This window comes from Brevibacterium sp. FME17 (genome assembly GCF_014897515.1).
Lineage (GTDB): Bacteria > Actinomycetota > Actinomycetes > Actinomycetales > Brevibacteriaceae > Brevibacterium.
In genome coordinates this window covers 1-18,882 of record NZ_JABUYD010000039.1, presented here as the reverse complement: position 1 = coordinate 18,882, position 18,882 = coordinate 1, and the positions used below count along the sequence as shown (strand labels likewise).

Genomic DNA, 18,882 nt, shown 5'->3' with positions numbered 1-18,882 from the left:
CAAACACCGAAATCCAGACCAGCGTGCAGCTTCAGCCTAGATCGGTGGATCGAGGCTGAGAGAGCCAGGCAGGCACACCAATTCAAGAGATTTGCGCTGTTCGGCCTGCGTTTAAGTGCGCCTTCACGCTGCACCTCAGTTGCGAAATAGTTGCTCACGACTTTAATTGGGCAGACCTTAACGGATGCCCCGCACCGTTTCAGCAGCTTGTGCGGTGGCGTTGCTGGGGCCATGATCAGCCAGATCAACGAGCTGCACCCACAACTCTGCATGGTCTCAGCGACGACGTGGAGCCGGATGAGTTCACAGCCTACATATACGCTTACTGCGATCGTCGTATCGGTCAGTGCCGTGTGCGAAGCATCGTTGGTTATTCCTTGGGCCTCTTAACCGGTAGTTGCACATAGGGCAGGTGTACGTGCTCGCCCACAATCTCAGCCGGGAAGCCGGTGGTGCGGGAGTTCCGGCGTCTTCTACCGATCTCACGAGCATTAACGGTGCCGTCGTCGGAGGCGGGTATGACGCGCCACTGTTACCGGTCCACCACTCCACGCCCGGTGTCAATGGCGCGATTTTGGACCAAGTTTCCAGTCCCGCTGGGTAGATCGTCACTGTCGCCCACGGTCACCATTTCATCCATCTGTGTTCTGCGTTCACTTCGCGGGCAATGGTGAGGAAACTCAAAAGGATTGGCGATTCGCGTTCTCGATGCCACACGAGCTCAACGTCCAGTGCAGGGAGATTGCTCGTGTCGAGTATAACTTCGCGGACGGTTCGGGGAAGGAACGGGGCCATGGACTCAGGGATTAGCGTGAAGCTGTCATCGTCCGGTAGGGCGATGTTGCGCAGTCCTGGCGTCATATCGAGACGCACCTGATGTGAACCGCCGCCAATGTCAAGAGCTTTGGTGAGCAGCGCGTAGTGCTCCGGTGCATACTTCGGGTCGTAAAAGACGAACGTCTGCCCGTCGAAGGCTTCACCGAGCCTCACGGGGCCCTCGCGTGACGTGGCAGGGTTCGTAGGTCGTGTGACGGCGACCAACGGGTCAGTACGCAGCGGTTCGCGACGGAATTCTGGCCGGGCAGTCATGGTGTGCGCGATCACAAGGTCAAGCTCACCGTCCAATAAACCGGCGTCGAGTTGTGCAGGCCAGAGCTCCCTAGAGTCGACTCGTAATCCGGGGAATGCGGATGCCGCTGCTTCGCTCAGCCGCGGAATGGTGTCGTACGCCCCGGACAAAATGTATCCGACTGTGAGTCCGCCTACCTCTCCTGTGGATGTGGCGCGGGTCACTGTCACAAGCTCGTCGACCGATGAGAGAACCGCTCGCGCTTTCTCCACGAACACAGCACCCGCCGGGGTGAGTGAAAGGGGTCGTCGAGTGAAGAGTGGGGTCCCAAGTCGTCGCTCAAGTTCACGAATCTGTCGGCTGAGTGGAGGTTGCGTCATGTGGAGTGCAGCAGCGGCTCGTTGCATGCCACCCTCGTCCACTACGGCCACGACGTAGCGCAGCCACCGCAACTCAATCTGCATACCTTCAAGGTATCAGGTTCGCTCACGATGAGTCTTCGACACCTGGTGTGAGTGCGTGCAGAGTTGAAACTATGAGGAGTTTGAATAATGAGTCAGTGAGCGGCTCGGCACGCGCGTTGCCCCGGTCCACCGTTGCATTGCTCGCCACCGCCACCGCGACTGCGGTCGCCGTCGCCTATTACAGTCAGCCTCTGCTTGAAGCGATCGGTACCGATCTTGACATCCCCGACTCGGTGACCCCATTGATCGTGACGCTCACGCAAGTTGGATTCGCCGCCAGCCTGTTCCTGATCCTCCCACTCGGAGACATGCTTAACCGTCGACGGCTCATCGTTGGGCTCAGCATCCTCTCCGCGCTGGCACTCGGGCTCACGGCCCTCGCTCCCACCGGCGGGTGGGTGCTGTGGCTCGCGCCACTGGTCGGAGCGATGGCCGTGGTAGCCCAGCTGCTTGTCGCACTTACCGCCACCGTCGCGGCCCCCGCCCAACGGGGCAGGGCCGTCGGAAGCGTCATGAGCGGTCTCCTTATCGGGATCCTGCTCGCACGAACAGCCGCCGGGCTCATCGCCGATCTTGCGGGGTGGCGTGCAGTGTATGTCGCGGCGGCGGCCAGCATGCTTGTCATTGCTGTGGTGCTTGCCAGTCGGCTCCCCTCGGAGCAACCCGCCGGTACGACTACGAACTACTTTCACTTGTTGGGCTCGGTGTTCGGGCTCGTCCGCCAGCAACCCGTGTTGCGGATCCGCATGCTCTTCGGGGCGATCGCATTCGCACAATTCAGCATTCTATGGACGGCACTCACTGGCCTACTCTCCGGCGAACCCTACATTTACTCTGAAAGCGTCATCGGGCTGTTCGGCGTCATCGGTGCCGCTGGAGCGGTGGGTGCGCGATTCGCGGGGAAGCTCGCTGACAGCGGACGGGCGCAAGTGACCACCTGGGGCACGGCAATTGTGATGCTCGTGTCTTGGGCAGCACTTGCCTTCGGAGCGTCCCACCTCATAGCGCTCGTGCTCGGGATCGTTCTCCTCGATTTCGCTATCCAGGGAATGCACATCACGAACCAAAGCCAGATATACGCCCTCCCCGGCGACGCCCGATCACGCATCACGTCGGCGTACATGACCGCATACTTCGCGGGAGGAGCCCTCGGCTCCGCCGCGGTCCCGATCGCTGCCAGCAGATGGGGATGGGCAGGAGTCTGCACTGTCGGAGCCGGGTTCGCACTACTTCAAATTCTCGTAGCAATGCTCACGCCACGACACGCGTCTTACGCGTTAAATCAATCAAACAGGGCTAATCCATAATCTACAGTCTCGAACGACACACTTCGTCCACGCTGACGAGGTCAAGCTAGTCGGCGACCACACCGACTACGGTGCGCGCAGCCTCAAAGGGCCAAGCTGAACCACAATGCAACTTTTCGATGGTTGAACAGGGCCACGCACGCTAAGCAAGCGAGCCAAAGGCGTGCGGATCGGGGCCTGGCCTCACGAGAACCGACGGTTCATCGCGTCTAGTCTGACGAAATGGATCGGGCGGCTGTCATGAGAGCCCGCATCGGTCCGCGGTCATCGTCCGCTCGACATCCGATGACGATGGCGCTGGGTGACGCGTCTGACACAGGCACGCATACGGTTCCCTCCCCGGCGAGCCCGGCGAGGGAACGAGGCAACACGGCGACCACGCGACCGAGGCGGACGAGGGGGACAAGTTCTGCGACGTCGCTGATCGCGGGCCCCCCAGTGCCGTCATCGTCACGGCCGAACCAGCGTGGGAACGTCTCGTTACCCAGCTCATCGAGCGAAATGTTCATGCGGTCCGCAAGCCGGTGACCGACTGGAAGCACCGCCACTCTGTCTTCCACATGGAGCGTGGCGGTCATGAGCCCGTCGGTATTCTCAAAGGGGGTATAGAGCAGAGCGGCGTCGGCTCGTCCATCGCGGACGAGCGTAGCTCGTTCGACGCCGGGATGGAACATGATGTCGACCTGCCGCGCCCCGGAATGATTGGCGTACTCCTGCAAGAGCGTTGAGAGCAGCCCTGCATCCCCACCTGGCTTCATCGCCAACTGTATAGAAGTAGTCTCGCCTGCTCGCCGCGCAGCCTGCACAGCGACATCGATGGCGTTGAGCGCGTGTCGGCCGTGCTCAAGAAGGGCCGCGCCCGCGATGGTGAGTGCCACACTTCTGCTAGTCCGAGTGAACAGTTCAATGCCGAGGCGCCTCTCCAAGCGCTGGATCGCTTTGGACAGAGCAGGCTGGGCGATACGCAGGACCTCGGCCGCTCGCCCGAAGTGCAGCTCTTCGGCGGCGGCGACGAAGTATCTGAGGTCCCGCATCTCTACATCATTCATGCCTTTAGGTTATCAGTATCGAACTAGTTGATATTGGACACCGGCAACCTGTGGTGTTTGACTATAGGCATGTTCATACACACAATGCTCGTATCCTTCACCAATCCAATCGCCGATGTCGACCTAGATCAGTTCCTGTCAGATATCGAAACAGTGATGAAGAACACTGGAGTGGTCCGGGACTTCTCGGCCTACCACCATGTGCCTGTTCAGGGGGAGGAAGCGATCCCGGCGTTCATCGCCACGGCTATGCTCAACTTCACCGTCGAGGCCCAGGAAGACCTGGCAACCTTCTTCGCCGCGCCTGGCGCGACGGACGTGATCCACAAGTGGAAGGCAACACACCCGTATCAGGTTGGCTGGGTCAATTACGAGGTCCACGAGTGACCGAAGCCATCGAACCGGATGTGGCGGCGGCCCCACTGGCCGGGCCGCCACGATACAAGATCGCGATCCTCAACTGGATCTCGGCTTACCCCTTGATAACACTCCTACTCTGGGCAGGAGAGCCGCTGATCCAGTTGGTTCCGGTCTACATCACCACGTTGGTGCTCTCGTTGGTTTTGGTGTTCCTCCTGACGTTCATTGTCACGCCGCTAATGATGAGGCTGTTCTCCAGGTGGCTCCAGACGTAGAACACACCGGTCATCGGGCCAGTCGATGCGCTCGAGGCACGAGCCACTTGTCCAGGTATCTGAGCGCCGCGTGCCCGAGTCGGGCAGAGACGTCGGTAACGGACGACGGCACACCAGCGAGATGTTGCGACCCATTGTTGTGACAGGCGCTGTCCCAGAATCACACTGAGCAGAGATCATGCAGCCGGAATCCGGCGGATGTCTCAGAAAGCCTTTATCCTTCGGCCCAGGTTGCCGTTGGCGTCCGCTTCGGGGCGCACGCGCCGGCCCCTGCGTTCCCGCACGGCCCGTCGGGCCAAATCACCGTTGTGTCGAAAAGCTTTGCGTGGGTCATAGAGAGGAGTCAGTGAAGCCTGCGGCTCCGCCCACGTAGAAGGTACTTGGGTCTGGGACGTTCTCGGGTAAATCGTGCCGCCAGCGTTGTGCGAGATCAGGGTTGGCGATGACAGGCCGTCCTACAGCGACAGCGTCTGCCACTCCTCTCGAGAGCAGTGTCATTGCTTGCTCGCGTGTGGTGGTCGTGCTGAACCCGGTGTTGGCGATGAGCGGTGCCCCGACGCGTGCACGCAATTCCTGGATCAGTTCGCTCTCGGGCTGTGGGTGCAGGATGCTGAGGTAGCCGAGGCCTAACGGCGCGAGTCCGTCTGCGAGAGCCAAGTAGGTGGCGCGGAGATCCGCCGGGTCGGTCTCGATGACGTCCTGAATGTTGGCACCGGGCGAGAGACGGATGCCCACTCGTTCCGCGCCAATCTCGTCCGCCACCGCCGCGACGGTCTCGACCACGAAGCGTGCCCGCGCCTCGGGGCCGCCGCCGTAGAAGTCGGCGCGGCGGTTGGAGCCGGAGCCGAGGAACTGGTGCAGCAGATAGCCGTTGGCGCCGTGGAGTTCCACGGCGTCCAGACCGGCGTCGATCGCGCGTCTGGCCGCCGTCACGAACTCATCTCGCACGAGGGAAACCTCGAGAGTGGTGAGGGCGTGCGGTTTCGGGAACGGCAGCGTCGTGTGTACGGCGTGGACCTCGCCGGCGGCAGGGATTGCGCTAGGCGCGACGATGCGTTCGGTGCCGGTGATGTCGGGGTGGGTGACACGTCCGGCGTGCATGATCTGCATAGCTATCGTCCCGCCGGCGTCGTGTACGGCATCAGCGACACGGGTCCATCCGGCTGCGTGTTCGGCAGTGATGATGCCCGGCTGGCCTGGGTAACCACGTGATTCATGACTGGGATAAGTGCCTTCCGCGATGATGAGGCCGAGGCCGGCGCGTTGCGCGTAGTACTCCGCTTGCAACTTCGTCGGGGTACCGTCGGCATCGGCCCGCCTGCGTGTCATTGGTGCCATGACGATCCGGTTTTCGAGGCGTAGATCGCCAAGCATCAGTGGGGTAAAGAGGTCCATAGTCTTCTTTCAGGTCGTGCGGCGCATGCTTGTAGCGATGGGCCGCGTTCAGGTCGTGTGGGGTGATCGGGTCATGCAGGAGACGCCGAAGCGCGCCTAGTGCGTGGCAGTTGGTGTGCGAGCATTGGTTTCCTCTGTCGCAGCGTCGGTGCTCGGCGTTCGTTTACCAGAGTTGCGGGTGAGGAGTCCGGCGATTGTCGCGGCGAGGAGGAGCGCAGCGGACACGAAGAACGCAGTTTGGTAAGCAGCGAGGGACGTTTGCTCGGACGGCGTCCCCGAGCCGCTCGCGAGGAGTGCGTTGGCGTAGACGGTGTTCAACAACGCGACGCCGAGGGCTCCGCCGAGTTGCTGAGTGGTGTTGATCGTGGCGCTGGCGATCCCGGAATCCGCGTCCATGACGCCGTTCAGTGCGGCGTTGTTGATCGCGACGTACATCACGCCGAGTCCTAGACCCATCAGGATCTGCGAGGGCAGCACGACTGTGATCCATGACGATTCCCCGATCGTGGTCAGCCAGCCCATGCCCGCTGTGGCGAGGATCAGGCCGCCGACGATGAGGGGCTTGGCTCCGACCCGGGGCAGGAGTGAGGAGGACAGGGTTGCGCTCACGACGATGCCGATGCTGAACGGGAGAAAGGCGAAGCCAGTCTGCAGCGGCGTGAAGCCGAGCGAGAGCTGCAGATAGTAGGTGAGGAACAGAAACATCCCGAACACTGCCGCGTTGGCGAGGAAACCGGCGAGGAGCGCTCCGCCACGGGTGCGGTTCGTCAGAATGCGCAGCGGGAGCATCGGGTTCTTCACCTTCGTTTGCGCGAAGACGAATCCGGTGAGTAGCGCGACGGCCCCGATCAGGGAGGCGATGGTGACGGCGCTGGTCCAGCCGAATGTGGGTTCGGCGGCGTAGGTGAACCCGACGACGAGGAGTGCGGATCCTGCTGTGACTAGAACCGCGCCGAGGACGTCCAAATGGCGCGATTTTCCATCTCGGCTCTCTCGGACTGCCCAGAGCGCGATGGCGACGGCGACGAGGGAGATCGGCACGTTGATGAACAGCGTCCAACGCCAGTTGACGAACTCAGTCAGTACACCGCCCATGAGTAGGCCAATAGCACCACCGGCACCTTGGACGGCCCCGTAGGCGGCGAATGCTCGTGCTCGTTCGCGCGGTTGAGTGAAGGTGACGTTCAACAACGACAGGGCCGCAGGCGCGAGGGCTGCGGCGAACACACCTTGCGCGGCGCGAGCGGCGAAGAGCATCCCCGGGGTGACGGCGAGGCCGCCGATGGCGGACACGATCGCGAAGCCGATGAGCGAGATGATCAGCGTCTTCTTGCGTCCGACGATGTCCGCGATCCGACCGCCGAGCATTAGGAGGCCGCCGAAGGTGATGGCGTAGGCGGTCACGGCCCAGACTCGGTCTGCATCCGAGATTCCAAGCTCCTGCTGCGCCTGAGGCAAGACGATGTTGATGATGGAGGCATCGAGGACAACCATGAGGCTGGCAAGGGTGATCGCGACCAGGGCGAACCACTTCCGTGGGTCTGTCGATGTAGACGGTGGCTGTGCGGGGACTGGTGAATCTGACACGTGGTGATCCTCTGATTCTGGGCAGGCCGGTAGGCCCGCGATTACGGAACGCTGGGGTAGGGAGGGAACGAGCTCGGTCGGCTTCGAATGATCGATCAGAGGCGCTGGGTGATGATGATGTTCTCCGCGACGGCGGCGCGCTGTCCGGCAGGGCCGGAGGCTTCGCGCCATGTGGTCTCTTCCCGCACGAGACGCAGGTCTTCACCGAGGCCGAACCGGGTCAGCGTCTCGTGTGCCGTGGGAAACTGTTGATCGGGGTGACCCCAGGACCACGGTGCTGCTGATGCGTGGTCGATGACGATGAGGAAGCCCTTCGAGGACACGAGGTCGGATGCGCGACCTATGATCGCGTCCCGACCGATCTCCACCGGTGTGTGGAAGTAGCAGGCGTACACCAGATCGAATACGCCGGTGGGGAGGTCTAAAGTGAGGTCCTGCTGAACCGCAGTCAGGCTCGCACCGAGTCCGCTGTGCTGGCCTGCATCGTTTACACGTGCGACTGCTGTCGCGGAGACGTCGACCGCCGTGACCTGCCATCCGTTCGAGGCAAGCCAGAGCGCATCCCCACCATGTCCGCATCCCAGTTCCAGAGCGCGAGCTGGCACGAGACGCAGATCGTCGACGACATCAGCAAAGGCTGGGTTCGGCCGGGCCCCCAGCGATGGCCGCGAGCCCTGGTATTGAGGCTCCCAGAAACGCTCACTCGCCGTCGTGTCGTCGCTCATCACGCCTCCGCCACTGGGTTGTTGCTGAGCGCGACACGGATGTCGTCAAGGACGAGGGCGTGGTTGATCGCTCCGGCTGCAAGGGCGGCGGTGCCTATAGATACCGGGATGTTAGCCATTGCGTTCACCACGTTCCCGGCCGCCCACACTCCGTCCAGGCTTGTCTTACCGCTCGGGTCGACCGTGGCGAAGGACCCCCAGGGGTGATCCGTACGTTCGACCTCGAGCTGACGGAGCGCAGCGTCCTGCGGGATCAGGCGTGGGGCGGTGAAGATTGCATCGAGCTCGATGGTACGTCCGTCGTCGAGTTCGACACCGGAGAGCTGCTGGCTTCCAGAGAGTACGCGCGTGATCTGTCCGTTCTCGATACGGATGCCGCGGGCGTCGAACGCAGCTCGTTCCTCGCCGGTTGGGGCGTCGGTGGTGTGGGGGAGGTAGATGATCTGGTCGGACCACTGCCGCAGCAATTGCGCCTGGAAGACGCTGTCGGGGCCGGTGGCCACGATTCCGATCCGGCGGTCGCGCACCTCGTAGCCGTCGCAGTACGGGCACGCCGCGACGCCGTTGCCCCAACGCTGGGCGAGCCCATCGATGTTGGGAAGCTCATCGTTGGCACCGGTCGCCACTAAGACCGTTCGCGCCTGAATGATGCGAGTGTCAGCGGTCTCGACCGCGAACCCGCGATCTTCTCGGCGGGTTGTCACCGCGGCCGTGTTCCAGATGACACCACCGTGGGCTTCGACCTCGCTCCGGCCGACCGCGAGTAGCTCCAACGGCGGTCTGCCGTCGTGACCGAGCGACCCGTGCATGTGGGCGGCGAACCTGTTCCGGGGCGCCCCCGCATCGAGCACCAACACTTTGCGGCGCGCACGCCCGAGCATCAGCGCCGCACTGAGACCGGCACTGCCGCCCCCGATCACTATGACATCCCACTCTGTTCTCATCATGAGTCGATAATGCGAGATGACAACCCAAAACCACAAACTGATTTGCGGTTTCCGCAATTACGACTGATGATGGAGGTATGGAAAACGACGACCTCGACGCAGTAGTCGGCGGGCTCGGCGCACGGCTGAGAGAAATGCGGATGAGACGGGGCCTCCGTCTCGCCGACCTGAGCGAGAGTACAGGGGTCTCGATCAGCATCCTGTCCAGACTCGAATCAGGACTCCGCAATCCGAGTCTCGACGTGCTGTTGAAGATCGCCCGCGCATTCCACGTGCCCCTTGATGATCTCGTGGGTGCACCCGCATCGGGCGACCCACGGGTGCATCCCAAACCCGTCAAGCGCCACGGGATGATCTTCATACCTCTCACGACACGACCGATCGGGGTACAGGCGTTCAAAGTCATCATGCCCGGACGTGAGCCGGACGCACCGATCACCCAAAATGTCCATTTGGGCTACGAGTGGATCTTCGTTCTCGCCGGGACACTGCACCTGAAGATTGGCACGGAGCTGACCGTACTCAGTGTCGGAGAGGCAGCCGAGTTTGACACGGCCGCACCGCACGGCATGGCCAGCGGCACGATAGAGCCGGTCGAGGTCCTCACCCTCTTTAGCGCTCGGGGCGAGCAGATTCACATCCGCGACGCCTGAGAGCTGCGGACTGGACCTCGGTCGGCTCTGAGGAAACGTCTGCGCCAGCGACGGTCGCTAGCAGACGGTCGACTGCCGAGTCGTTTCTTTCACGGGTTCTCCCGTTGAGGATGACCGATGCACAGTTGACTCACTTCGAGTACGGCATCATGTACGCCCTCGCTACCGCGGAGGAGCACAGGTTGCGCATGACCATGGTCGCGGGCTACGCCTATAGTTCACTCTCCAGACTCTCGCGCGCGGCTTCTCGCCTCGAGCGAAAAGGGCGGGTCAGACGTTCGCCTGACCCAAACAATGGGCGCTCCGCCCCGGCCACGCTCACCGACACGGGCGAGACTGTCGCGAACGCTGCGACTCCAGGCCACGCAGCGTTGGTTCACCAGCTCGTGCTCAGCAACCTCACCATCGCGCAGAAACGCCACCTTCGGGAGATTTGCCTGAGGATACAAAGCGGAATCCGCGAAGATAGCGGCGCATCATGAGATCAGCCGTTTCACACAGCGCGTCGGTAGAAGTCATGTCGTACGTTTCGCAATTGCCGAGGGCTATGTCCGCTGATCACGCGATAGCCACAGCGATCGCGGCTACGACAAGCAACGCGAGGTAGGCCCAACTGTGCACGGCGTTGTTGATCCTCGGGGGCCGTCGCCTAAGCAGGACGATGACCGGGATCGCACCCGCCAGCAGTGCGAGCGCCGAGGCAACGTCGACGGTTCCGATCAGACCCGGAGCCGAGGCGATGCCACCGCCGAACGCGAATGCCACGAGCATTGCCGGTGCCGCGATCGCGATGGTCAGCGGATTTGCCAAGGTCGTCGCCACTCCCATGTCCATACCGGAGCGACGCATCATCGGCACGGTCATCACGCTCCCACCCACTCCGAGGAAGGACGCGAGTCCACCAATCGGGATTCCCCACCCGTCTGGGAGTGCGCGATCACTGCCTCCCTTTGGGGGTCGAACCGGTCCTCGCCTGGGGAAGAACCCTGGGCGGAGCAGCAGATCGACAACAGTGATGCCAATGTAAATGACGAAGCCCCACCGCGGGACTACGTCGGGAACGAACAACGCACCAACCGCGCCTGCCGCACCTCCGAGGGCGAGCAGGGAGAACAGCGCCCTCCGTCCACGGAGATGAGCAAGAACACTCCGCCGCGTCGACGAGGTTGCGATCACAGCGTTGACGAGCATCACCAGCGCCGATGTCGCGACCGCGATCCGTAGAGCATCGGGCCCTCGCGCCGCGTCGACGAGCAGGATGATGGGGACCGTGACGAAGCCCCCACCGAAGCCGAAAAGGACCGTCGTCACACCGACAGCTAAACCCACGAAGAACAGAACCAACAATGACATGGTTCCATCACACCGCGCATCAGCAAGGGCGGGCAATCGATCTTCGCTCACGACCTTTCGCGTTTTAGCCACTAGAGTGGCGTCGTGCACAACCTTCGCCTCGATGACATCGACCACTTCCCAGTCGACGTGCTCCCGATTGGGACCGATTACCCGCCCGGACACGTACTACCTCGTCACACGCATCGCCGGGCGCAATTGCTCTACGGCGCGAGCGGAGTAATGCAAGTCGAGACCGATGACGGGGCGTGGACCGTCCCTACTGACCGCGCTGTTCTTATCCCACCAGGTGTCGCACACGAGGTCCTGATGGATGGCGTCACGACCTGGAGCCTGTACATCGAACCGGACGCCGCACCATGGTGGCCGACCCGCTGCATAGTCGTCGACATCGACCCCCTTTTGCGCGAACTCCTTCGCACCGCGAATACCTTCGCGCCGGACTATGACGTCACCGGACGTGACGGCGCGGTCGCCAACCTGATTTTGCACGAACTGCGCCATCTCACGCCCATGGCCCTGTCGGTCTCGCTGCCGCGCGAGGAACCTTTCCGGTCGCTGTGCCGCACGTATCTTGCAGCCCCAGACCTCGCTGTGACGAATGAGACCTGGGCTAAGGCGGCGAACAGGAGCTCGCGTACATTCGATCGCCAGTTTCGCGCGCAGACTGGCACCAGTTCCGCCGCTTGGCGGTCGCACGCCCGTCTCTTGGCCAGCCTCCGCCTACTCCCCATCTCGAGCGTTACAGATGTCTCTGCTCGTCTTGGGTATGCTTCCCCAGCAGCATTTACGGCTGCGTTCACTCGCGTCTTCGGCGCACCGCCATCACGCTTCAGCTGAATCGAGAGAGCCCCGATGTGGCTCGCCTTGCAGTGAGGAACTTGTCGGTATGATCGGCGAAAACGAACGTCGACCGGCCGTAAACATCGTTTGAACGGCAACCGCCGAGGTCGACTTCCTCAACGGCGGGAGTGGCAGGCGAGCCGATGAAATCTGAGTCGCCCCAGGCCTTGTTTCCACTCATGCAATCAGCGACCAGTGTGCCTTACCCGCCCGAGGAGACGAACAGTTCTCCCATCATGGACGGCAAAGCGGCGACCGGCGCCTCATTCTCGCTCTATTCAGTATCGCTGTCGCCGTGGTGTGTGACCGCTGGATGATAGAACGCTCAGCGGCGATGCCTACCGGTCCCTCTTCTGGTCCTCGCACACTGCACGTCAGCGTGAGCCACGCAAATTCCCCACGCCTGATCTTTGTGAGCGGCACAGTCCGCAACCTGAACACACCAATCGAAATGGGAGAGACAGAACAATGTCTGATGATTCACTTCAACTTCGCATCGCAGCCGCCTGCGTCCGGTCAACCACAATCCCACTGTTCTCCGGCGACGTAGGGCTGGGTAAGACTGCCACATGGAAGGCTCTGGCCGAAGCGTGGGGATACCACTTCGAAGCCGTTGTCGGGTCCAACCGCGACCGTCAGGACTTCATGGGTCTGCCAGCCGAGCACGATGGCATGACCAGCTACCTCGATGTCGACTGGGCACGCCGAGCCTCTGAGGCGCAGAAGGCCATCGTCGTCTTCGACGAGTTCAACACGGGCGGCGATGTCTTCAAGGCAATGCTCCGGGTACTGGGAGAGCGCACAGTCGGCAACCTGACTTTGCCTGAGACTGTATCGATGGTTGCTCTGATGAATCCGGTCGATATCGCTGTCGACGGCGTTGACCTCGCCGCTCCGATTGCTAACCGCTTCGCACATTTCAACTGGGCATTCGACCTCAACGCCTGGCTTGATGGCGTTGTCGATGACTTCGCCTCTCAGGATATCCCCGCGATGGACTCACTGTTGGGGCCTGACACAGTTGCTCACCGAGCTAAGATGCGCTCGATGCTTGCCACGTACCTGCGTATGTCACCCACTGAGGTCAACCCCGGCACCCCGGAGGACTTCACTACTCAGGCTGGTGCCTTCGCCAGCCCGAGGACGTGGACGTTCGCCATGCAGATCCTCGGCGAACTGCGCGAAAACGACGAGGACGCGATCTTCACCGCAGTCAAAGGCTGTGTGGGAGAAGCCGCCGCACACCGTTTCGTGGCATGGAAGTCCCAGTACGACCTCTACGACCCCGAATGGGCTATGGACAATCCTGACGAGGTGGACTTCACCTCACGTGCTGATCTCATCTACGCGCTCCTGGGAGCCGTACAGACGCTTGGTAATACAGGCGACGAGGCGTGGGCAAAGGCAATGGAACTCGTCACTCGCTGTGGTGAGCAGGGGCGCGCCGACGTGGCCCAGCCTGCCGCGCGGTCGCTGCTGAACTCCAAGCCTGACGATGCCACGGTCAGCAAGCGCACCGCAGAGATCTTCTCTGATGTCTATCGCGCAGTGGGAGTCTGGGAAGACGCCCCAGCCGCCTGAGCGCTCCGTGACCAGCCATTGGCCCGGTTCTTCCTTAGTGGGAGAGCCGGGCCAATTTGCGTGCCTTGAGCCTGGCCTCGATGACGTGACGAGTCGATGCATCGCCGCTGAGCGTTGCTGCCTTCGATAACGCCACAGGCAGTGTCCGTGGGTTGTAAGCGATGGCGGTCACGAGGTCCTCGCGGTCTTCTGTCGACCAGTCTGCTGCCTTCGCGATGAGCGCCAACTGCCCTCGGTAGGAGACGCGCAGATCCTTGGCTGACTCGATGGCGACCTTCAGATCGCTATCGAGGCAGAGACGATTGATTGCCGGTCGAGGGGTGAACGGATTACCGCTGACGAGGAGTCTGACACTCGACGATGAGTTGCCGGCCAAGCGGTTCAGCGTGACAGGATCATCGCTCAGGTAAGCTAAAGTTTCGTCGTTTTCGAGAAATTCATCGAGCCATTCGTGGACAGAACCAGTGCCGAAGACATGGGAGAAGATCGTGTCAGAGTATCTGCCGGCGATCTGGTGTAGCTCCGGGGAGTCGTCGACGAGATCGAACAGGTCGGCGGTGCTGATCGTCTCTATGGTTGCAGTGACGTCAATGTACTCAATTGCACTGTCTGCGGCGTAGCAGGTGAAGATGACTTCCGGCATGGCGATCACGATCGCTTTCGAACTCGTTGGCTGATGGGCTCGCGGCCAATAGCCGCTTACTGGTATCTATGCGCAACCTTGGCTGAGCGACCACTGTTTTCCTTCTGCCAAACCATTGAACTGAGGTCGTCAGCGGCTGCCGATTCACCTTCGAATCAGTCGTGTTTTGGGTCAGATTCTCTAGTTGGCCGGATCCTGGCAAAAGTGGCCGAAATGGCCCGATCTCCAGAACACGAAAAACCCGACCCCTCGATGACGCGGGTGCTCTCACCAGGCATTACAGGCAAAATCCCACCATGTGAACACACAACAGGTCCGGAAAACACCTTCCAGACCCCACTGAAGCAGCAACTGACGATCCGAGCGAAAAACAGCACTTTCGAGCCAAAAGCGACTCGCACCAACCACAAACACCCCCAGGGGGTATACCTCTCAGAAACTACCGCAACAAGCACTCACGCACAGCTCAAGCACAGCCGACACACAGAAACACGAAAACCCGACTCCTCGATGACGCGGGTGCTTTCACCAGTCATTACAGGCAAAAACCCATCATGCGAACACACCTTAGGACCGAGAGGCAGCGTCGACGCACGTCCCACCATGCCGTTTGATGCAGTTTGATTACGTTTGCAAACACGAATCAACTAGGCAAACACACGCAAACAGTGACAAAGGTATACGACTAGACATCAAACGTTCACAGATGCAGTCTAGGTGCCCGCTGTAACGCTGTAGCGATCAAACGGTAGTGAACGTCAGTTAAAGATCACGTACTTCCATTTACTAGATCAAACATTGGCAAACTAGTTCATAACTGATTATCACTGGCCATACCGAACTGAACTGCACCAAACATCATCAAACGACACGATGTGACGCAGGCCACTTGGTAGTAAAAACCGGCTCATACGACCCCGATTTGGCCAAACACTACAGGCAATCACCACAACCGTAGGAAACTTTTAATCAGACAAGCGTTCGATTGTCGAGACAAAATCCCAGGTGAGACAGAGTGCTTATATCTATATCTTTTCCTAAAGAAGAAGAATTACTACATTACTACAGCCCCCTAGTTCACGCATGTATGCCTTTTTATTTTCACCAGGGTGTCTCTCTTTTTCTCTATAGGGGGGGGTGCATGGGTTCGTGAGGAACGTAGTAATAACCTAATCAGACCAAAAACAGGCCGTCTGACCTTGAGAAACGAGTAAAAAACGCTGCTACAACGCCGGTGGCACCCTGATGAAACAGTAGCTAGCCACCGTTGCACCCGACCCCGACAAGCTCGGCCGCGACCACCAAAAGCAACCACCACACAAACGACGACAAGCCCACGATCCTCACCTGCCGGCAATAGTTGCTCCAGGAGCTCGAGCTTGTGTTTGGGGCGACACGATTGGGCGGCGGCATTCGGGGTACAAACAGGGCCCGTTCGCACGCGTTGAGAACCTCAGTAACGCTTTCCCGCATTGATCGAAGTCTCCTCGCGTCGCCGGAGCCTCCACAGGGGCGCACGGTGGCACGCGAGATCACGAATGTGTATTTGCACGAAGATGGGCATCTGGAGCCTCCTGGGCGTGCCTGAGTGCGGCACAGCGGCATTACGGGCAATGAGGACGCCTGGCATCTGCGAGCGGACCTCCCGGACGTATTACAGCTCGACATCGATCGAGGCCTTGGCGCGAATCCTTCCGTGGGCGGCCGCCAGTTCAGGAGGGTTGGTTGTTTTTCGTGGTCGTCGTCAATGCGCGCGTTGTGGCCAATAAGCATTCTCGAATACGAGAATCGCGTGTGGTCGTGAAGCCGGTGCATTTGGCCCGGAGCTCGGGGCGTTATCGAGCCATGAGTTTTACCCACCTCTGCCCTGATTATGAACACAACACGATGCCCCAGCCGCACTCGCGCTCTGACATATTTGTCGAGTTTCGGCGGCCAGTCGACAATCCGAGTACTCCACCCTGCTCGCGTCAGCTTCGCCCAAGGACTCGCCGGGCTCACAGCAGCACATGCAGCGGGAGTTCAGTTTGTTCCGCGGACGTTCGTCGACGCAGACGGCTTTCCGCTGGGTCTATGGATTCACGTCCTCCAGACCCGCCACGCCAAAGGAACGCTCAGCCGCTCGGAGCGAGAGGCATATCTTTGTGCATCCGGGATCCTTGACGTTCGCGAACAGCAGTTCATCGATGGCGTGGCCCACATTCAAGCCCATGCCGGAACGAGGGCACCTATCGGAGCCAACCACGTCTGCGACGACGGGTTCCCACTGTCAGGGTTTATTACCGAGTTTCCTGATTCGGTGAGCATCGACCCAGATCGTCGCAAGACGATCGTCAAAGACATCCTTGGTGTCAGCCGCCTCAGTGAGCATCGGTTCTTCCGCACCGGTCGTGCTGCATTGAAAACGAACACCACCGACGAGAGTTCTTCGACTGCCGAGGCCATTAGGCCCCACGAGCCGTTCCGCCTCGACGGAATCTCTGATGCCCAATACCTCAATCTTTACCAGTCGTGGCGCGACCGACATCCTGATCGAGTCGAGGTTCCTATCGACGAACGGTTCGTGGGCTTTCGCCTGGGCAAGTGGTTTTCCACACTGACCTCCAACCGAGGGGCCGAGCGCGCGACACAGCTGCGGTCGATGGTCTCAGCCATTGCACCCAGCGTTCGCTTCCTGTCTCGCACAAGCGTCGAAGAGACTCGAGTTCGTCAAACAGTGACAAAGCTGCGTGGCTTCGCTGTCGCTCAGTCACCCAAGCCCGAGGTTATGCGCCACCTCGCCGCATCCGCCCTCATGACCTCCCCATTGTCCGCCCAAGACGAGGCCGACATCGACCAGGCCGGATACACCCACCTGGTCAACCATCTGCGCACTCAAGGAGCCGCTGCCGCATGAAAACCTTCATCACCCGAATCGGCCCCCCGATTGCCGACACATTCTCCATCGCCATGGGTTCACCGCTCCTGAGGTGGACTGTATTTGGAGTCGTCGCGTGCCTGCACGTCCTGGCCACGTCGATGGTTCCAACTACCCCGTACGACATCGGACTGGCCGCGACACTGGTCCTGCCGGGCATCCACGCCATGTGGATCTTCGCCGACTTCGCCCACTGGTACCGGTGGCTGGTCATCGCCCTGATCATCATGTGGATCCACCCAGCCGTAGCGATGCTCGCCCTCATCATCGCCGACGTGTGGGCGATGAACCGCCACTACCACGATGGGTCGCGCTACGACACGGCCGAGCCGGGAGCCACTAGGACAGCCCACCACAAGAGGAAGTAGACGCCACAGCCACACCTGAGAGAGGACATGCCCCATGGGAGCCGCAACGACAGCCGAGGCATTCGACGCCAAGCAGCGCAAGCAGGCGACGAAAGATCTCAACGATCCATCGTCGATCGGACTACCGGTGCGCAGAGATTGTGTGCCGGGACTGCGCCGGGAGACGATGTTCATCGCGTACCCCTCGACAACCGGGCGGTCAGTGAGAATGTCCCCGGCGCCCGATGAGCGCCCCCGCACGGTCACCAGCACGGTCATTGCCTCGACCTTGTCGACTGAGTACATCCACGAAGAAGTCACTGATACGGATCGAAAGAACCCGTACCCTCCAGCCGACCAGTCCATCGTGTGCTTGGACCGTCGAGTCTTCAACGCGATCAAGTCCAGCGTGGCTGAATCGGAGAAACTGCCAGACGGGACCAAGCGACAGTTTGAAATGCTGGCCGCCTACAAGTTCTCCTCACGCATCTGCGTCCTCACCGACCTGCTCTACGAACGATTCTGGACTCCTGAAGATGCCCCGGTCGAGACCATCGACTTCTGGTGTGAAGCCTTCGACGTCGAGAACTCGAAGGCCGGGTGGTTCGAACTCATGGAACTGGCAATCTCGCCCATCGAATCACGCGCCGGATATTTGAAGAAGTTCTACCAGGACCGCCTCAAGGCCGAAGCGTACTTGCTCGGCTCAGCATGGTTCCGGTCGAACGTCGGTTGCTACCGACAGTTGAATTTCCTTGGAGGACTCGACAATGTTCTCACCCACCTTGACCCAATCTTGCGCGAGCGTTCGGTTCTCACTGGTGCCACGACCCGCATCGAGGCAGCACCTGATCAGCAGAGCTTCATCGTTGACGGTCCCTTGAAAACCAAAGTTGACCGATCCTTGCTCATCGTCGCCGACGAGAACATGGGACCGAAGATGAACCGAGCCAAAGTACGCGAGATTTGGCTCGACGCAGAACGCAAGTCACGCCTGCGACTCGACGATGAAATCGTCCAGAAGGTCATCTCCACCCCCGCCATGCGCCGGGACCAGATCGGTGGCTACGCCGTTGAGGCCCCGGTCTTCATCGGCAAAGCATCCGCAACCCGCTGGGCACGTCCCGGCAATATCAAAAACTCAGATGGTGAGCCGGTGTCGAAGATCAGTCGCAAGGTACCCATCCACATCGAACTCGCCGCCGCGATCGATCGGTGAGACATATGCGCTGGTAGGCGGTGAGCCACGCCTGCCAGCGCACTCAATAAGAAGTAGAACAATCCACCCCACGAACACAGGACGGAGGCCGAGTGCGCTCGTCAAGTTTTTGAGACAGTTCGTTGATGATTTCTCTTACGCCGCCAGG

The 18,882-nt window shown here is 60.7% G+C and carries 17 protein-coding genes and 1 pseudogene; 9 read left to right on the top strand and 9 right to left on the bottom strand.

Features of this window, described 5'->3' with window-relative positions; all coding sequences use genetic code 11:
* Positions 1-624: 624 nt before the first annotated feature.
* Positions 625-1,341: a LysR family substrate-binding domain-containing protein gene (locus tag INT40_RS19805; protein WP_319022038.1), complete on the bottom strand. Its 717-nt coding sequence runs from the start codon at positions 1,339-1,341 to the stop codon at positions 625-627.
* Between the two features lie 21 nt (positions 1,342-1,362).
* A pseudogene (locus tag INT40_RS21425) lies at positions 1,363-1,533 on the bottom strand (helix-turn-helix domain-containing protein); the annotation flags it as partial.
* A 71-nt stretch (positions 1,534-1,604) separates the two neighbouring features.
* On the opposite strand from INT40_RS21425, the gene INT40_RS19800 reads away from it, so the two are divergent.
* Complete coding sequence (locus tag INT40_RS19800; protein WP_193096811.1) at positions 1,605-2,840, top strand: MFS transporter; 1,236 nt, start codon at positions 1,605-1,607, stop codon at positions 2,838-2,840.
* Between the two features lie 209 nt (positions 2,841-3,049).
* On the opposite strand, the gene INT40_RS19795 is transcribed toward INT40_RS19800, so the two are convergent.
* Positions 3,050-3,889 carry a LysR family transcriptional regulator gene (locus INT40_RS19795; RefSeq protein ID WP_193096810.1) on the bottom strand — a complete coding sequence of 280 codons (840 nt, stop codon included), beginning with the start codon at positions 3,887-3,889 and terminating at the stop codon, positions 3,050-3,052.
* 33 nt (positions 3,890-3,922) lie between these two features.
* On the opposite strand from INT40_RS19795, the gene INT40_RS19790 reads away from it, so the two are divergent.
* Complete coding sequence (locus tag INT40_RS19790; protein WP_226831702.1) at positions 3,923-4,276, top strand: hypothetical protein; 354 nt, start codon at positions 3,923-3,925, stop codon at positions 4,274-4,276.
* A complete protein-coding gene (locus tag INT40_RS19785; protein ID WP_193096809.1) occupies positions 4,273-4,524 on the top strand; it encodes a hypothetical protein in 252 nt (83 codons plus the stop codon). The genes INT40_RS19790 and INT40_RS19785 overlap by 4 nt, the downstream gene beginning before the upstream one ends.
* A gap of 330 nt (positions 4,525-4,854) precedes the next feature.
* Here the strand turns inward: INT40_RS19785 and INT40_RS19780 are convergent, their stop codons facing one another.
* The 4 genes from INT40_RS19780 to INT40_RS19765 all read right to left on the bottom strand — a co-directional run bounded on the left by INT40_RS19780 (position 4,855) and on the right by INT40_RS19765 (position 9,178).
* Positions 4,855-5,919 carry an alkene reductase gene (locus tag INT40_RS19780; RefSeq protein ID WP_193096808.1) on the bottom strand — a complete coding sequence of 355 codons (1,065 nt, stop codon included), beginning with the start codon at positions 5,917-5,919 and terminating at the stop codon, positions 4,855-4,857.
* Positions 5,920-6,015: 96 nt separating this feature from the next.
* Complete coding sequence (locus tag INT40_RS19775; protein ID WP_319022037.1) at positions 6,016-7,506, bottom strand: MFS transporter; 1,491 nt, start codon at positions 7,504-7,506, stop codon at positions 6,016-6,018.
* 95 nt (positions 7,507-7,601) lie between these two features.
* A complete protein-coding gene (locus INT40_RS19770) occupies positions 7,602-8,231 on the bottom strand; it encodes a class I SAM-dependent methyltransferase (RefSeq protein ID WP_193096807.1) in 630 nt (209 codons plus the stop codon).
* Positions 8,231-9,178: an NAD(P)/FAD-dependent oxidoreductase gene (locus tag INT40_RS19765; protein ID WP_193096806.1), complete on the bottom strand. Its 948-nt coding sequence runs from the start codon at positions 9,176-9,178 to the stop codon at positions 8,231-8,233. Before INT40_RS19765 ends, INT40_RS19770 begins: the two co-directional genes overlap by 1 nt.
* A gap of 77 nt (positions 9,179-9,255) precedes the next feature.
* Here INT40_RS19765 and INT40_RS19760 point away from each other — a divergent pair, with 77 nt between their 5' ends.
* Positions 9,256-9,831 carry a helix-turn-helix domain-containing protein gene (locus INT40_RS19760; protein ID WP_193096805.1) on the top strand — a complete coding sequence of 192 codons (576 nt, stop codon included), beginning with the start codon at positions 9,256-9,258 and terminating at the stop codon, positions 9,829-9,831.
* Positions 9,832-10,389: 558 nt separating this feature from the next.
* Here the strand turns inward: INT40_RS19760 and INT40_RS19750 are convergent.
* A complete protein-coding gene (locus INT40_RS19750; RefSeq protein WP_193096803.1) occupies positions 10,390-11,184 on the bottom strand; it encodes a sulfite exporter TauE/SafE family protein in 795 nt (264 codons plus the stop codon).
* Between the two features lie 84 nt (positions 11,185-11,268).
* On the opposite strand from INT40_RS19750, the gene INT40_RS21275 reads away from it, so the two are divergent.
* Both INT40_RS21275 and INT40_RS19740 read left to right on the top strand, forming a co-directional pair.
* Positions 11,269-12,024, top strand: coding sequence for an AraC family transcriptional regulator (locus INT40_RS21275; protein WP_193096802.1), 756 nt, complete (start codon positions 11,269-11,271; stop codon positions 12,022-12,024).
* A 471-nt stretch (positions 12,025-12,495) separates the two neighbouring features.
* A complete protein-coding gene (locus INT40_RS19740) occupies positions 12,496-13,608 on the top strand; it encodes an AAA family ATPase (protein ID WP_193096801.1) in 1,113 nt (370 codons plus the stop codon).
* 34 nt (positions 13,609-13,642) lie between these two features.
* Here the strand turns inward: INT40_RS19740 and INT40_RS19735 are convergent, their stop codons facing one another.
* Positions 13,643-14,260 carry a hypothetical protein gene (locus tag INT40_RS19735; protein ID WP_193096800.1) on the bottom strand — a complete coding sequence of 206 codons (618 nt, stop codon included), beginning with the start codon at positions 14,258-14,260 and terminating at the stop codon, positions 13,643-13,645.
* A 1,864-nt stretch (positions 14,261-16,124) separates the two neighbouring features.
* On the opposite strand from INT40_RS19735, the gene INT40_RS19730 reads away from it, so the two are divergent.
* Genes INT40_RS19730 through INT40_RS19720 form a run of 3 tightly spaced genes read left to right on the top strand, consistent with a single transcriptional unit; the run spans position 16,125 to position 18,734 of the window.
* The gene (locus INT40_RS19730; RefSeq protein WP_193096799.1) at positions 16,125-17,147 is read left to right on the top strand and encodes a hypothetical protein; all 1,023 of its coding nucleotides are present in this window, start codon (positions 16,125-16,127) and stop codon (positions 17,145-17,147) included.
* Positions 17,144-17,536 (top strand): hypothetical protein, encoded by a 393-nt coding sequence (locus tag INT40_RS19725; RefSeq protein WP_193096798.1) that lies wholly within the window; start codon positions 17,144-17,146, stop codon positions 17,534-17,536. The genes INT40_RS19730 and INT40_RS19725 overlap by 4 nt, the downstream gene beginning before the upstream one ends.
* Positions 17,537-17,570: 34 nt before the next feature.
* Positions 17,571-18,734, top strand: a complete 1,164-nt coding sequence (locus tag INT40_RS19720; RefSeq protein WP_193096797.1) for a hypothetical protein — start codon at positions 17,571-17,573, stop codon at positions 18,732-18,734.
* Positions 18,735-18,882 lie beyond the last annotated feature (148 nt).